This window comes from Microcystis panniformis FACHB-1757 (genome assembly GCF_001264245.1).
GTDB lineage: Bacteria > Cyanobacteriota > Cyanobacteriia > Cyanobacteriales > Microcystaceae > Microcystis > Microcystis panniformis.
Map to the genome: position 1 here is coordinate 653,517 of NZ_CP011339.1, position 14,421 is coordinate 667,937.

General features: G+C 37.1%; 14 protein-coding genes and 2 pseudogenes. 15 read left to right on the top strand and 1 reads right to left on the bottom strand.

Annotated elements, in window-relative coordinates; genetic code table 11:
* Positions 1-11: 11 nt before the first annotated feature.
* Positions 12-950, top strand: coding sequence for a class I SAM-dependent methyltransferase (locus VL20_RS03225; protein WP_052275593.1), 939 nt, complete (start codon positions 12-14; stop codon positions 948-950).
* Between the two features lie 57 nt (positions 951-1,007).
* A pseudogene (locus VL20_RS32175) lies at positions 1,008-1,211 on the top strand (hypothetical protein).
* 626 nt (positions 1,212-1,837) lie between these two features.
* Here VL20_RS32175 and VL20_RS03240 read toward each other — a convergent pair.
* Positions 1,838-2,881, bottom strand: coding sequence for an IS630 family transposase (locus tag VL20_RS03240; protein ID WP_052275594.1), 1,044 nt, complete (start codon positions 2,879-2,881; stop codon positions 1,838-1,840).
* 688 nt (positions 2,882-3,569) lie between these two features.
* Here VL20_RS03240 and VL20_RS03245 point away from each other — a divergent pair.
* The 13 genes and pseudogenes from VL20_RS03245 to VL20_RS03300 all read left to right on the top strand — a co-directional run bounded on the left by VL20_RS03245 (position 3,570) and on the right by VL20_RS03300 (position 14,408).
* A complete protein-coding gene (locus VL20_RS03245) occupies positions 3,570-4,397 on the top strand; it encodes a sulfotransferase domain-containing protein (RefSeq protein WP_249264853.1) in 828 nt (275 codons plus the stop codon).
* 251 nt (positions 4,398-4,648) lie between these two features.
* Positions 4,649-5,920 (top strand): glycosyltransferase family 4 protein, encoded by a 1,272-nt coding sequence (locus VL20_RS03250; protein ID WP_052275596.1) that lies wholly within the window; start codon positions 4,649-4,651, stop codon positions 5,918-5,920.
* Between the two features lie 100 nt (positions 5,921-6,020).
* Positions 6,021-6,296: pseudogene (locus VL20_RS03255) on the top strand (Uma2 family endonuclease); the annotation flags it as partial.
* Between the two features lie 97 nt (positions 6,297-6,393).
* The gene (locus VL20_RS03260; RefSeq protein ID WP_052275597.1) at positions 6,394-6,687 is read left to right on the top strand and encodes a hypothetical protein; all 294 of its coding nucleotides are present in this window, start codon (positions 6,394-6,396) and stop codon (positions 6,685-6,687) included.
* A 71-nt stretch (positions 6,688-6,758) separates the two neighbouring features.
* Positions 6,759-7,124 carry a PIN domain-containing protein gene (locus tag VL20_RS03265; RefSeq protein ID WP_238707180.1) on the top strand — a complete coding sequence of 122 codons (366 nt, stop codon included), beginning with the start codon at positions 6,759-6,761 and terminating at the stop codon, positions 7,122-7,124.
* A 115-nt stretch (positions 7,125-7,239) separates the two neighbouring features.
* Entirely contained in the window at positions 7,240-8,040 is an 801-nt protein-coding gene (locus VL20_RS03270; RefSeq protein WP_052275599.1) for a Uma2 family endonuclease, read from the top strand.
* Positions 8,041-8,403: 363 nt separating this feature from the next.
* Positions 8,404-9,300, top strand: a complete 897-nt coding sequence (locus tag VL20_RS03275; RefSeq protein ID WP_052275600.1) for a class I SAM-dependent methyltransferase — start codon at positions 8,404-8,406, stop codon at positions 9,298-9,300.
* 152 nt (positions 9,301-9,452) lie between these two features.
* Entirely contained in the window at positions 9,453-10,406 is a 954-nt protein-coding gene (locus VL20_RS03280; RefSeq protein WP_052275601.1) for a glycosyltransferase family 2 protein, read from the top strand.
* A gap of 90 nt (positions 10,407-10,496) precedes the next feature.
* Positions 10,497-11,534, top strand: coding sequence for a glycosyltransferase family 4 protein (locus VL20_RS03285; RefSeq protein ID WP_052275602.1), 1,038 nt, complete (start codon positions 10,497-10,499; stop codon positions 11,532-11,534).
* A gap of 49 nt (positions 11,535-11,583) precedes the next feature.
* On the top strand, positions 11,584-12,255 hold the full coding sequence (locus VL20_RS03290) for a class I SAM-dependent methyltransferase (protein WP_052275603.1): 672 nt from the start codon (positions 11,584-11,586) through the stop codon (positions 12,253-12,255).
* A 200-nt stretch (positions 12,256-12,455) separates the two neighbouring features.
* Entirely contained in the window at positions 12,456-12,605 is a 150-nt protein-coding gene (locus VL20_RS32180; protein WP_249264849.1) for a hypothetical protein, read from the top strand.
* 22 nt (positions 12,606-12,627) lie between these two features.
* Positions 12,628-13,407 (top strand): glycosyltransferase, encoded by a 780-nt coding sequence (locus VL20_RS03295; RefSeq protein WP_052275604.1) that lies wholly within the window; start codon positions 12,628-12,630, stop codon positions 13,405-13,407.
* 20 nt (positions 13,408-13,427) lie between these two features.
* A complete protein-coding gene (locus tag VL20_RS03300) occupies positions 13,428-14,408 on the top strand; it encodes an NAD-dependent epimerase/dehydratase family protein (RefSeq protein ID WP_052275605.1) in 981 nt (326 codons plus the stop codon).
* Positions 14,409-14,421 lie beyond the last annotated feature (13 nt).

Below are 14,421 nucleotides of genomic sequence, written 5' to 3' on the forward strand. Positions count from 1 at the left end.
TGTCAAAGAATATGCACATAGTCTGTCCTTTAAGCGGTAGTGCTAACCTTGTTTTACGAGAAACTATAGAAGTTAAAGCACTCATTAAACTGTATAGCAGATGGGGTGGGTTTGATATCAGTTCGGAATTTCTTGATTTAGAGACGATTAATTTTTATCATTGTCTAGATTCAGATTTGAAATTTTTTCATCCTCTGGTTACAGGTTCAGAGTCATTTTATCAAGAATTACAGAAGTTCAAATGGTATTATATGGATGATAAAGAAGAATACGATTATGCTTGTAATTTCATCACTAGCGAGGATCGAGTTTTAGAAGTGGGCTGTGGGAAAGGAGCTTTTTCTCAAAAAATAAAAACCTCTAATTATACTGGACTTGAATTTAGCAGTAAAGCTATAGAAATAGCATCTCATGCCAATATAAATGTTCTTAATCAAATTGTAGAAGATTACTGTGTGAGTAACTCAGATAGTTACGATATTGTTTGTTCATTCCAAGTGTTAGAGCATGTGTCTAACCCTAAATCTTTTATAGAATCTTGTTTAAAATGCCTTAAAAAAGGGGGTCTATTGATTATCTCTGTGCCTAGTGATGATTCATTTATTGGCTCTCTCAAAAATAATATTTTAAATATGCCTCCTCATCATGTTACCCATTGGTCTGACAAAGCTTTGCAATATGTAGCTAACTGTTTTTGTCTCAAGCTAATTGATATTCATCATGAAAAATTAGCAGATATTCATAGAAGGCTATATGCTCGTGAACTTGTCATAAAGTCCCTGGACAACTTATTCAAAAATAATCAAAACTATTCTTTAGTAGATATTTCAACTAATTACCAAGTTAAATTAAAAATATCTCAAGTGATAGCATCATTTATTTCTGCTGGACTCACAGATGATAGAATTAAGCCAATTGGTCATTCAGTGACAGTTGTTTACCAGAAATAAAAAAATTTACTTCCGAAGGGTTAAATTGAGATAAATTACGGCTCTTCGGTTTGTGTTATGCAATGGACGGGGGTTATAAGGGATGGAACCCTTATAGAGAAAGGCATTTAGCGATTTTTGTCAATTGTTTTTGCTCTAGAGCGAACTAATCAATTAAGTCTCTTGCCAGATAAGGATTTAGTCGATTTATGCCCCCCTATCAAACCATACCAAGTAACGAAGAACCTAAATTACTTACTGGTTACAATTGTTATATTCTGAATATGAGGATAATATGCTTAAAAAATTCCTGAAAAACCTGTTCAGAAAACTAGGGGTTGAAGTCAAGAGATATAATCTTAATACTTCACAAGTGGCTCTGATGGAAAGGTTACTGGAATATCATAAGATAGAGCTAATTTTTGATATGGGTGCTAACTTTAGAATAGTGTTGCAAACTGATAAAATCTTGCTAATTTTGAAAGAAGCGGGCTTTAGAATACATATTCGCAACGTAAACAATACTAACTTATAACCTTTGATTGGAATAAAGTCACAGTCTGAGTTTGATTCACAGCCTAATATTTTGGGTTGGAAAGGTTAAGTTTTATGGCATCGAAATTTAGGGATGAAAGAAATCCAGGCTCTTCGGTTTGTGTTATGCAATGGACGGGGGTTATAAGGAATGGAACCCTTATATAGAAAGGCGTTTAGCGATTTTTGTGAATTATTTTTGTCTAGAGCGAACTAATCAATTAAGTCTCTTGCCAGATAAGGATTTAGTCGATTTATGCCCCCCTATCGAACCATACCAAGTAACGAAGAACCGAAATCCAAGAGCAGTTGATGTCTTGGAAAGGGAACTTATCAGGGAATCAATCGATAAGTAAGACATAGAGACATATACTTTAGACGTTCATAATCTGAGATTTATTAAACTTCTGAAATCGTAGAGTCAGCAAGGAATCCAGTTCTTTTTTATGTTTCAGATGGGCATCATTCAGACATTCATAAATAGCTGAAGAAAAGTCAGAAAAGTTCTCATAATATTTACCATATAAACATTTCTTTTTGACCAATTTCCACAGCCTTTCAATTAAATTTAGATTAGGTGAATAAGACGGCAGATAGAGCAGCTCTATTGACAAAGAAAGAGCCAATTCTTCAACAATTTTACATTTTTGATAGCGGGCATTATCTAAGACTAGAGTGATGGGAATCATTAGTCCTAAAGCAGCTATTTTTGACCGGAGTTCACAGACTTGAGTTGCCGTAATATAAGTGTCATATGTTACCAGAATAACTTCATGAGTTATTGCATTTAATGCTCCTAAAACATTGAAGCGTTTACGCCCGCTCGGTGACTTAACAAAAAGTCTCTCAAAACACCAAACAAAACCGAGAAATGCTCCCATGACGAAGTGAGCGGCATCAACAAAAAAAACAGCCCTTTTTCCTTCTTTTGCCTCATTTAGTCTGGGTTCTAGCTTTTTTTCTTTGTAGTCCTCTTGTTCATCTGGGTCAGCTTTAGAAGGAAGAGAACCTACTTTTAAACATTTCATTCCCATTGATTTTAAAAATTTTCTCACTTGGGTAGGACTTCGTTTTATTCCCGTCAATTCTTCTATCCTATATACAGCTTCATTTATTGTGGCTGCTGGATTTTTCTCGAAGTATTTTTTGAGGGTTTCTTTTTGAAACTCTAATTCACTTTTAGGGCGATAGAAGTTGATTTCTTTTAATTTTTCTATTCCGCCTTCTTGATAATCGCGAAGATAGGTTAATAAGGTATTTGGCGAGATTCCTGCTAACTGACAAATTTTTTGGTGCGGTATCTTTTGGCTTTTTAACCAGAGAACTTCCATCTTCAGTTGAACCCGGGGATGGGGATGATGAAATCTTTCATAATACAGTGAGTTCTTTTCTTCTTCCGTGAATTCTAGGTTAATCATGTTTTTAATGAGTGCTTTGCTTCTAATTATGACTCTTAAACTATATTATTGTCCTTGAGTAAAAAATGCAAGTTGTAGCCGTGCAAAGTATAGAACCCATTGCCTGTGTATCCAATAGAATATCTGGACTTCCCCCATACATAAATACTATAAAATTAACAAAACCCTTACTGCAGGTCGCTTCTAAGAAAAAATTGAAAAGAGGCTACTGGGTACATTTTTCACTTGAAAATGGCTGTACCGTTGACTGTATCTGGAGTAGAGCGATTCCGTAGAGTTGGCTGTATAGTGATCGCTAACCTGATTTTAACAGATAGTGTCATTAATCTCTAGAGTAAGGGATTCGCTCTGTAGCCATGTTTTTGCTGGTTTTCTGCCCCAAAACAAGCTATAATGGTCTAAAGGTCAAATTTGAAAATTTTTGCCTCAAACCCTATCTGCGTAAGAACTTCAGGATTTTGTGTCCAGTAGTTCATTGGTATTGTATTGCTTGAACTCAGGCTCTGTAAGACTTTTAGCCATAGCTAGTATGTTTATACGGGGGAAGTCCAGGAATATCATCTGAATTATACTTGGATTTTCCTACAATAGGCATTCCAAAAGTATAAATTATGTGTTATTATATCTGTAAATCATATACGCTTTTGAGCTATTCGTAATGTTATTGAGCAAATTATCTCATAAAATTGTGACAAAAATTCACAGTGTCACATTGCAGAAAAAAATTATCAGTGTTTATAAAAATACGGAAAACCCCAAATCGGCTATCTTTTACACCACTCATAAATGCGCTTCGAGTTTTGTGCCTCAATTATTTAGTGTAATCTTGAAAAATTCTGATTATGAATTGGTGGACTATGCTGGAGCCATCTGGCATTTGGGAAATAAATTTAATTTAGGCACTCCTCACATCGATTGTCTCCAAAATTTCCTAGAAAAATCCTACAGCGACCTTTATTCTCTTCATGGTAAAATATATGGGCCGCAAAGAGTTCCTTTGGATTTTCCCGGTAGAGATAAGTTTAAAAATATTTTCTTTCTCAGAGATCCAAGAGACGTGCTTATCTCTGCTTATTTTTCCTTTGCTTTTACCCATCCTGAACCTCTGAACGATATTAGTAGGAAGGAGTTTCTTGAAAGAAGGAAAAGACTACAAGAACAGGGGATAGATCAATATGTTCTGGAAGAATCGAAGACTTGGGCAGTACCTTTGTACGACAAATACAAGCATCTTCGAGATACTGCTCAAAACTCTATTTATTTAAAATATGACTTTTTCACGGCTCAAACCCCAGAATTTATTGAGAGAATTGCCGAATTTTTAGAATTAAATCCTTCTCAAGAAGAAATTGCTCGATTAACGACAAAAGCTAACCCAGTTCAAAAGATAGAGGTTATGAAACATCAGCGTTCTGGTAAAACTGGTCAATATCTAGAAAAGTTACATCCAGATACAGTGGATAAACTCGATCATATTCTAGCAGAAGTTTTATCTGACTGGGAATTTCCTCTGTAATTCAACGATCCTTGGCTTTTTTTAAACTAAAAGTTTCAGAGTGTTACGGCGGATTCATGTTTGTTCTGGTACATTTTTCACGCCGAAAGGCTTATCCAATAAGGATTTGTCTGTGCCAGATGGATAGAGTAACCGCCGTATTAGTTGAAAATTAAAGTCTTGATATCCGTAACATTAACTTTATTGACTTTGATAAATACCGCTCTTAGAATAAGGAAAACTATGTAAATAGAAAAGATGTTATTTAAATTATGAAAGTATGTTTACTAAGTAATTCTGATAGTCAAGGAGGGGCTTTTATAGCCGCTCATCGTCTGCATAAAGGGTTACATCGGATCAGTGTAGCAGCGACTATGCTAGTTAATGATAAAACGACTGATGACTATACTGTTTTATCGCCAGCAAGTAAATTAATGAAGGGATGGACAAAGCTAATACCTACTGTTGATCACTTGCCCTTGTCATTATATTCTCAAAGAGAGAGAACACCTTATTCTATCCAATGGCTTCCCGATCGCCTTGTTTCTAGAGTAGCCCAAATTAGTCCAGATATTATTAACTTACACTGGATTAATGCCGGGTTTTTACAAATTGAAACCCTAGCCAAATTTAAGCAACCTCTTGTTTGGACGGCTCACGATATGTGGCCTTTTACGGGTGGTTGTCATTATAGTGGAGAATGTGATCGCTATACCCAATCCTGTGGTCATTGTCCTCAACTAAAAAGTCAGCAAGATGGGGATATTTCTCGTTGGGTTTGGTGGCGAAAAGCCAAAGCTTGGAAAAATCTCAATCTGACTATTGTTACCCCCAGTCAATGGTTAGCAGATTGCGCTAGAAATAGTTCTCTATTTCAGGATTTACGGATAGAAGTAATTGCCAATGGCTTAGATATTCAAAAGTATAAACCAATCGAGAAAAACACTGCTCGCCATCTCTTAGGATTACCCCAAGATAAACAGCTTATTCTCTTCGGTGCTATGACGGCAACAAGCGATAACCGAAAAGGGTTTCATCTGCTGCTACCTGCTATAAAAAAACTTAGTCAGGGGGAAATATGGCAGCATAAATTAGAGTTAGTGGTCTTCGGTGCCTCTGAACCGATTAATCCGCCTGATTTTGGACTGAAAACCCATTATTTAGGCAGATTAAATGATGATATTTCCCTAGCTTTAGTCTATGCCGCCGCCGATATTTTTGTTGCTCCCTCAATTGAGGATAATCTTCCCAATACAGTCATGGAAGCTCTCGCCTGTGCCACTCCCTCTGTGGCCTTTAAAATTGGTGGAATGCCTGATATGATCGAACATCAAGAGAATGGTTATCTGGCCAAACCCTTCGAGGTGGAGGACTTGGCAAGCGGAATTAATTGGGTATTAGAAGATAGAGAAAGGTATAACAAATTGTGTATTCAGGCAAGGCAAAAAGTGGAGCAAGAATTTACTTTAGAGTTACAGGCAGAAAAATATTTAGAGTTATACAGTGATATCTTGAGCAAGAGCAATAATACATTTAGGCTATAATGACCATAATATTTTGCCCCTGTCTGAATTCTAGCGGCTAGATATTTTCCCTAGTGCTAGAGGAAAAATCCCCATAAGTCTAGTCACCAGCGTAGCTACCATGACTTCAACTATTGCCCCTTCTCGACTTTCACTGCCCACCCAAGATGAATTGCCCTGCGATGACGGCGTTCCCATGGAAACCCAACGACATAAACTCCAGATGGATATACTCATAGATACCTTGTTGCCCTGGTTAGCTGCTAGGGAAGATGGCTATGTAGGCGGCAATATGTTCGTTTATTTCAGCGCCGCACAGTTAAAAACCGAGGAATTTCGCGGTCCTGATTTTTTTGCTGTCCTGGGAGTTCCCAAAGCGGAAAGAAAAAGTTGGGTGACTACTCTATGGTAAAACATGAGCAAATTTATTTGTTGATATCCCTTCTCAAATAGTGCTACACTGTGTACACAGTATGAACACAACGAGAGAGACTATGGATAAGCATGACATTGAGAAAATTGGGGTGCGAGAATTTCGGAGCGAACTCCCTAAATACATATACGGTGAGACTCCCGTTGAGGTACTACGTCACGGTCATACTGTTGGGTTCTATTTCCCGGTTAAACAGGGGAGTAAAAGCGCAGATATCGCTGCCTTACAAGCGGTGGCCGCTCAATTTGAGTATCTGTTAAGTCAAAAGGGAATTTCCGAAGACGATATTGTTCGTGAGTTTCGTCAGATGCGTGAAGCTGACAGAACAAATCAGAGAAAGGATTTGGACAAGTGAGACTCAAATTCGTCGTTCTCGACGCTAATATCATCATAAGAAGTGTATTTGGGGTGAAGGTGGCGAGGTTGATGCAATCTGTCGGCGACAACGCTTGTTTTCTAACTCCCGATGTCTGTCTTGATGATGCACAAGAATACATTCCCAAAATAGCGGCTTCCAAAGGACTTGATCTGGCACTTGTTAGAGAAGGATTCGGCCGCGTGTCGAACATTGTAGAGGTTGTGCCAGCTTCGCTCTATAGTCAACATCAATCAGAGGCCATAAAACGCATAAAACAAAGAGATCTTGATGACTGGCCGATTTTAGCAACCGCCCTTCTTTTTAACTGCCCGATTTGGACGGAAGATCAAGATTTCTTTGGAACAGGGGTTCCAACTTGGACATCAGATAGAGTCCACTTATATTTCCATTCAGAAGAGAAGAATGAGCAATAATACATTTAGGCTATAATTGCCGTGATGTTTTGCCCCATCTCAATTCTAGCCCCTAGATATTTTCCCCAATGCTAGAGGAAAAAGCTCCTTAAGTCTGATCACCAGCGTGACTCCGATGACTTCAACTATTGCCCCTTCTCGACTTTCACTGCCCACCCAAGATGAATTGCCCTGCGATGACGGCGTTCCCATGGAAACCCAACGACATAAACTCCAGATGGATATACTCATAGATACCTTGTTGCCCTGGTTAGCTGCTAGGGAAGATGGCTATGTAGGCGGCAATATGTTCGTTTATTTCAGCGCCGCACAGTTAAAAAACGAGGAATTTCGCGGTCCCGATTTCTTTGCCGTCCTGGGGGTTCCCAAAGCGGAAAGAAAAAGTTGGGTGGTTTGGCAAGAGGGGAAAGCTCCCGATGTGGTTATCGAACTCCTTTCCGAAAGTACCGCTCCACAGGATAAAACTGAAAAGAAAGCAATCTATCAAGACCGTTTGCGAGTGCCAGAATATTTCTGGTACGATCCCTTTAATCCTGAAGACTGGGCGGGTTTTATCCTTAGAGACGGCAACTACGAGCCATTATCTCTAGAGATGGGAGAAAGATTTTTCAGTCAAAGGCTGGGTTTGTCCTTGGTACGCTGGCAAGGGGAGTATAAGGGAGTCGAGGCAGTTTGGCTGCGTTGGGCGACTTTTGCCGGCGATTTACTGCCCACGGAGTCAGAGCTAACTGAACAAGAGAGAATGCGGGCTGAACAAGAGAGAATGCGGGCTGAACAGGAAAGAATGCGGGCCCAACAGGAAAGAATGCGGGCCGAACAGGAAAGAATGCGGGCCCAACAGGAAAAAATGCGGGCTGAGGATTTGGAAGCATTGCTTCAACGCTATCGAGAGCGTTTTGGAGATTTGCCAGAATAAATCTAGATGTTGACCGGCCAAAGTACAATAACTCTCCAGAAAGCTAATAGGATAGGAGCATCAAGCATAGACAACCAATAACCTTAGAAAACTCTTGTTCGCTTTCTGGTGTTAGCTGGTTAAAATTTTTCTTTACAAGAAGTTGATCATCGGGTAAGATGTACCCAATATACCCATTGAATCCGGTCTTGAACTGGTTGGTTAATTAAATTGCCCATTATGGGTGACAGGCTGCCGCATCAGTATTTTGTCAAGATTTAATAGGAAACAACCAGCTAGTAATAGTTTGATCAAGGATGCCAGTTCCCAGTTGGCTTTGACGAAAAAACATGACAGTAAATATTAGTAGTGTAAAGGTTGACAATGTTGAAAAAATTACTTAACCGTATGCAAACCGAACAGGGTAGAAAAAATATTAAATTTGCTCTAGCCAGACAAATATTCAATCCCCTCTTAAGAAATATTGGCTACACCCTAATTACTGACCATTTTTATCAGCCCATACCCAACCGTCAGGAAATTATGACATACGCGGGCAAAGAAAGGCCTCTTAGCTCAATTGAATGGCATCTAGACAAGCAAACTGAACTGGTTAAATATTTACTAGAAAAATATGCTTTAGAATTTAACAATAAAGAAATTTTTTCAGCATTTGGTTATTCCGAAGATAGTTCTGGTCTCATTAGTGGTGATGCAGAAGTCCTCTATGCTATGGTCAGAGAAAAAAAGCCGTCTCGGGTAATTGAAATTGGCTCGGGTGGTAGCACTAAAATTATCGCCGCAGCTTTGAGAATGAATTTTATAGAAAATTCCCAAAAATCACAACTGATCTCGATCGAGCCTTATCCTCAAGATTTTTTAAAAGACTTTGCTAATGTTAGTAAATATTTTCTAGAATTTAGTTTGCTTAACCAGAAAGTAGAAGCCGTAGATTTGTCTGTTTTTGAATCCCTGCAAACCAATGATATTCTGTTCGTTGATTCTAGTCATGTATTTAAGTCTGGTAGTGATGTAGAGTTTGAATTTCTTCAAGTTTATCCCCGTTTACAAACAGGAGTCTTAGTTCATATTCACGATATATTTTTTCCCTATGATTATCCCATCGAATGGAATCTGAAAGAATCACGATACTGGAACGAGCAATACTTTTTAGAGACTTTTCTACAGTTCAATAAAAAGTTTGAAGTGTTGGCATCCTTATCTATGGTATCTTATTATAAGAATTCTGTGTTTCTTGAGAATATCAATGCTTATAAGTAGTCATGCAAAATTAATTACCTGCCCGATCGAGCTAAAACCCTTACGGGGCAATGATCGTCATGTGTAAATAATTTTGCCTAGGTACTTAATAAAGATCGATTACCCGGTTCTTTCTGGATGATTGCTTAAAGATTACTCGCCCCTAAAAAACAATGAAAATAATTAATCTCAATCATAACTTTTCCACGACTCGCAAGCTCACTTCTGATCCCCTACAATATCCAATATTATCTCCAGCAAATCTAGAACGCAAGGGAGAAGGAGGATTAAGAACAAAGGGATATTTCAAGCACTCCTACGGGGAGACAAGTGAGTTATCGGAAAAATTTACAGTTCCTTTGGTTACTATTATAACGGTAGTTTTTAATGGAGAAAAGCACTTAGAGCAGACAATTCAGAGTATCATTAGCCAGACTTATGATAACGTGGAATATATCATCATAGACGGAGGTTCCACGGACGGTACAGTTGATATTATACGCAAGTATGAAGAAGTAATTGATTATTGGGTAAGCGAACCAGACGCAGGAATTTCTGACGCTATGAATAAAGGGATAAGTTTGGCGACAGGAATTCTAATTAATCACTTACATGCAGGGGATAAATTTGCTGCTGACACAACCCTGTCGTCAGTGGTTTCATCTTATAATTCAGAAGGCTGGCGATGGTGTTTTGGTAATCAACTATTGAGAAGTCACACAGATGATACTATAGTGGGTTGTTTCTGTCCCCCTAAATTTAGTCAAAAACTACTTCACATAGTAAATACAATTCCCCATCCAACTGTTTTTTCTGAACGAGCTTTGATGGAAGAAGTAAATGGGTTTGACAATGATTATAAATGTGCTATGGATTACCATCTCTGGCTCAGATTCACTCAAGTATCAAAACCCAAACAATTTGATTATGCCACTGCTGAATATTTACTGGGGGGTCGCTCCTCAGATGTAAAATTAGCCTTGAAGGAGGAGTTTAGAGCGAGAAGCGAGGTTTTAGAACAATCACCAATAGATAGACTAATATCTCTTGGCGTTGTATTAATTAGGTATTTAAAGAGGAAGTTGCGTATTACTACCTTTGTTAAGAATTTTGGTTCTTCGGTTTAGCTTATCAATAGTAGATGGTTAAGCATCATAAAGTACCGAAAGTCTATAATTGTCAACAAATAGAAGTATAAAATGTAAATTATTATTCATATGAAAGTAGCTTTTATCGTTCCCAGTCTAGAAGATAGTGGACTGACAAGAATTCCATTTCTTTTGGCTCAAAATCTCTTAAAAGATTGTTTTGTAAAAATTTTTTACTTTAAAGATGCGAAATCAAGAAATTTCAAGTTTAATGTTGAGGTTCCAACAAAGAAGATATCTTTGGTCAAGTTTGATGATGAATTAAATGAATTTGATGTTATCCATTCTCATGGAATGAAACCAGATTGCTATACCTGGCTAAATATGGCTAGAATTCGAGGAAAAAAAATTACAACAGTTCATGGTTTTCGTCATGAAGAACTAATGTATTCATATGGAATGCCTTTATCAGTGATTTATAATGCTCTATGGAATTTTGTTTCAAGCAAATTTGATCGACTGGTTTTTACAGTTGGAGTACAACAAAACTACTATAGAAAAATAGGGTTAAAAGATGGAGAGCTAATTTATAATGGAGTACCTCGAATTTCAGTTAATAGCGTTCAAACTATTAAATCATCAAATATGACTAATATTTCAACTCTCTCAAATTTAGGAGCTAGAAAAGGGATAGATCAAATTTTAAAAGTTCTTGCGTTAAATGAGCAATATCATCTAACATTAATAGGTGGTTCTAATATTCAATATATTCAAAATTTACAATTCTTAGCCAGCAAGTTGGATGTAGGACAAAGGTGTTATTTTTTGGGATTTGTAGACAATCCCTGGGAAATTATCCTAGAAAGTGATGTCTTTATTTTTCCATCTCGTTCAGAGGGATTTGGTATTGCATTAGTTGAAGCTGCCAGTTTAGGAATTCCAATTATCTGTTCTGATATTCCGACATTTCGAGAGATGTTTGACGACAATGAAGTGACATTTTTCAAACTTGATGATATAGATGACTTGAACAACAAAATACTTATGTTAGATGAAATTAAAGACAAAGTTTCTCGGGCTAAGTTAAAAGCAGAAAAACTTTTTTCTTTGGAAAGTATGTGTTACAATTACTATCAGGAGTACAAAAAATTAATTGATGCTAATTAAAAATTATGAACTATAACCATATATAAAAATAAAAGGAGGCTCTATTTAGATGATTGGGATTTGTAATTTATGCGGTTCTGTGGTGGTGCGGATACATCCAGGATATTTTGGTACTCGTTGTTTAAACTGTAGATCTACTAAAATTCATAGAGCAGTTGGTTTGACAATTGAATCTCTAAACTTTTCAACCAGTACCTCTGTTTACGAGTTGTCTTCTCGCGGAGCTTTGTATAAATTCTTAAAGGGTAAATTTAAAAATTTATACTTTTCTGAATACTTTGATGATGTACCTCTAGGATTGATGAAGAACTCTGTTGTCTGTCAAGACGTTCAAAATCTTTTTCTCAACGACGAATCTTTTGATTTAGTGACTTCCACCGAAGTTTTTGAGCATGTTCCTGATGACAGCAAGGGTTTTTCTGAAATTTACAGAGTCCTAAAAAAAGATGGATACTTTATCTTTACCGTGCCTTTATCAGATAAACCGAAGACAGTTGAAAGATGTTTCTTACAGCCTGATGGGACTATCATACATCAACTTGAGCCGGAGTATCATGGCGATCAAATTCGTGGACAGGGAAGAGTTCTTGCCTTCAGAAATTACGGATTGGATATAACTAAACGGTTAGAAAGTTGTGGTTTTCACGCTGAAATACGTCTAGTAAACTCGACGCGCAATGTAATTGAAGATCAGAAGGTTATTATAGCAAAAAAAATCTAGTTCTACGACGGTCACTAAAAAATCAACTGGAGGCGAGAATAAAATGTTAATTTCCTGCAAATACAACTCTCTTTTTATCCGTAATCCCAAAGTAGCGTTGTCGTCTTTGGAGAAATCTCTGAGAAAAATTATCTTAAATGACTGGGAATGTTTTAACTATATTTGAAACTTGACAAAAAGACTATGAGAGAATACTAGAATTGCTTAAGTTACCAAAAGTAAAACTAGCAACCGTCAATCAAAATCCTCAACGTCAGCGAGACTACAGGAGTTATTATAACGAAGAAACTAAAAATATTATTAGTGAACATCTCAAGGAAGATATAGAATTGTTTGGATACTCTTTTTAGTAAAAGATAGCTTTAGATACTTATGCAACTTACTGCCTCCCTTGTCCTTTACAAAAATGACCCAGAGATAGTTATTCAAGCAATTAAATCTCTGTTCAGCACACCCATAGAAATTAATTTATCTGTAGTAGATAATTCTCCTACTGATGAATTCAAAAAAATCTTTGATAATTTTCAGGAATACGATATAGATTATTACTTCAATAATGGTAACAATACTGGTTTTGGTCAAGGACATAACCTAGCTATTACTAGGGCTAAAAATTATGATTATCATTTAGTTATTAATCCAGATGTTTATTTTGATAATAATGTGATAACTGAACTTATTCACTACCTCGATAAACATCAAGATGTGGGATTGATTACTCCAAAAATATCTTACCCTAATGGGGACATCCAATACCTTTGTAAGCGTCAACCCACAGTTTTAACCTTATTTATTAGACGTTTTATTCCTAAAAAAATGCAATTTCTTTTCAAAAAGAGATTGGACTGGTATGAAATGCGAGATATTAGCTATAACCAGATAATGGAAGTACCGATTATTAGTGGTTGTTTTATGCTATTTAACAGAAAATATTTAGATGATATTGGCTATTTTGATAAAAATATGTTCATGTATTTTGAAGATTATGATTTGACCCTTAGAATGTCTAAAAAATACAAAACCATACTTTACCCCCATGTAAATATTTATCATCATTGGGCAAGAGGAGCGCACAACTCTACTAAACTGGCAATAGTTTTTGCTCAATCGGCTGTGTATTTTTTCAATAAACATGGTTGGAAACTTTACTAAACTTAATTGAATAATTAATAATGAAAAACGTTTTAGTTACAGGTTCTACCGGCTTTATTGCCAGCCACTTACTGCCAATTTTACATCAACATAACTGCCAGATAACAGCTGCAATTCGCCAGAAATTTGAGTTTCCTGCATCCCTGTCAATTAAGGCCATTCAGGTGGGTGAAATTGATGATACGACCGATTGGCAAGAAGCATTGCTAGGCATTGATACCGTTATTCATCTAGCAGGACGCGCTCATATCCTTCATGAGACTATATCCAATCCAGAAGCAGCATTTATAAAAGTTAACACTAAGGGGACTATTAACCTAGTGAAGCAGTCGCTAAAAGCGGGAGTTAAGCACTTTATTTTTGTCAGTTCTATTCATGCTATGGCTGCCGAAAGTGATAATATTCTTAACGAAAATTCTCCCTGTCACCCTGATAGTCCCTATGGTCGTAGTAAACTGCAAGCAGAACAAGCTTTAATTGAACTAGCAAAAGATAGTGACATGACTTGGACGATCCTTCGTCCTACTCTAGTTTACGGACTAGGCAATCGTGCTAATATGGAGCGCTTGATGAAACTAATTAAACGGGGATTACCTTTACCTTTTGGTGCGATCAAAAATCGTCGTAGTTTTGTCTTTGTGGGTAACTTAGTTGCTGCCATTATTACCTGTTTAGATCATCCTAATGCCGCTAATCAAATCTTTTTAATTAGCGATAACCAAGCTGTTTCGACTCCCCAATTAATTCGACTTATTGCTCAACGAATTCAACAACCCTGTCAATTGCTACCCGTCCCCACTACCTTACTTAGATTCTTAGGTTATCTGGGTGATAGGGTAGAATCTATAACAGGGAAAAATCTCCCTTTTAACAGCTATAATATCGATCGCTTGCTTGGTTCTCTTGCCGTTGACTCTAGCTATATTCAAAAAACCCTGAATTGGCAACCTCCCTTTACTTTAGAGCAAGGATTAGCCCAAACAATTCAGCCAGAGAATTAGTGATCAGCTTGTC

What these genes read in the sequence shown, in the direction of transcription:
- VL20_RS03225 (WP_052275593.1), top strand. Translation starts at nt 12, where the DNA reads ATGCACATAGTCTGTCCTTTAAGCGGTAGTGCTAACCTTGTTTTACGA.
- VL20_RS03240 (WP_052275594.1), bottom strand. Translation starts at nt 2,881, where the DNA reads ATGATTAACCTAGAATTCACGGAAGAAGAAAAGAACTCACTGTATTAT.
- VL20_RS03250 (WP_052275596.1), top strand. Translation starts at nt 4,649, where the DNA reads ATGAAAGTATGTTTACTAAGTAATTCTGATAGTCAAGGAGGGGCTTTT.
- VL20_RS03260 (WP_052275597.1), top strand. Translation starts at nt 6,394, where the DNA reads ATGGATAAGCATGACATTGAGAAAATTGGGGTGCGAGAATTTCGGAGC.
- VL20_RS03265 (WP_238707180.1), top strand. Translation starts at nt 6,759, where the DNA reads ATGCAATCTGTCGGCGACAACGCTTGTTTTCTAACTCCCGATGTCTGT.
- VL20_RS03270 (WP_052275599.1), top strand. Translation starts at nt 7,240, where the DNA reads ATGACTTCAACTATTGCCCCTTCTCGACTTTCACTGCCCACCCAAGAT.
- VL20_RS03275 (WP_052275600.1), top strand. Translation starts at nt 8,404, where the DNA reads ATGTTGAAAAAATTACTTAACCGTATGCAAACCGAACAGGGTAGAAAA.
- VL20_RS03280 (WP_052275601.1), top strand. Translation starts at nt 9,453, where the DNA reads ATGAAAATAATTAATCTCAATCATAACTTTTCCACGACTCGCAAGCTC.
- VL20_RS03285 (WP_052275602.1), top strand. Translation starts at nt 10,497, where the DNA reads ATGAAAGTAGCTTTTATCGTTCCCAGTCTAGAAGATAGTGGACTGACA.
- VL20_RS03290 (WP_052275603.1), top strand. Translation starts at nt 11,584, where the DNA reads ATGATTGGGATTTGTAATTTATGCGGTTCTGTGGTGGTGCGGATACAT.
- VL20_RS03295 (WP_052275604.1), top strand. Translation starts at nt 12,628, where the DNA reads ATGCAACTTACTGCCTCCCTTGTCCTTTACAAAAATGACCCAGAGATA.
- VL20_RS03300 (WP_052275605.1), top strand. Translation starts at nt 13,428, where the DNA reads ATGAAAAACGTTTTAGTTACAGGTTCTACCGGCTTTATTGCCAGCCAC.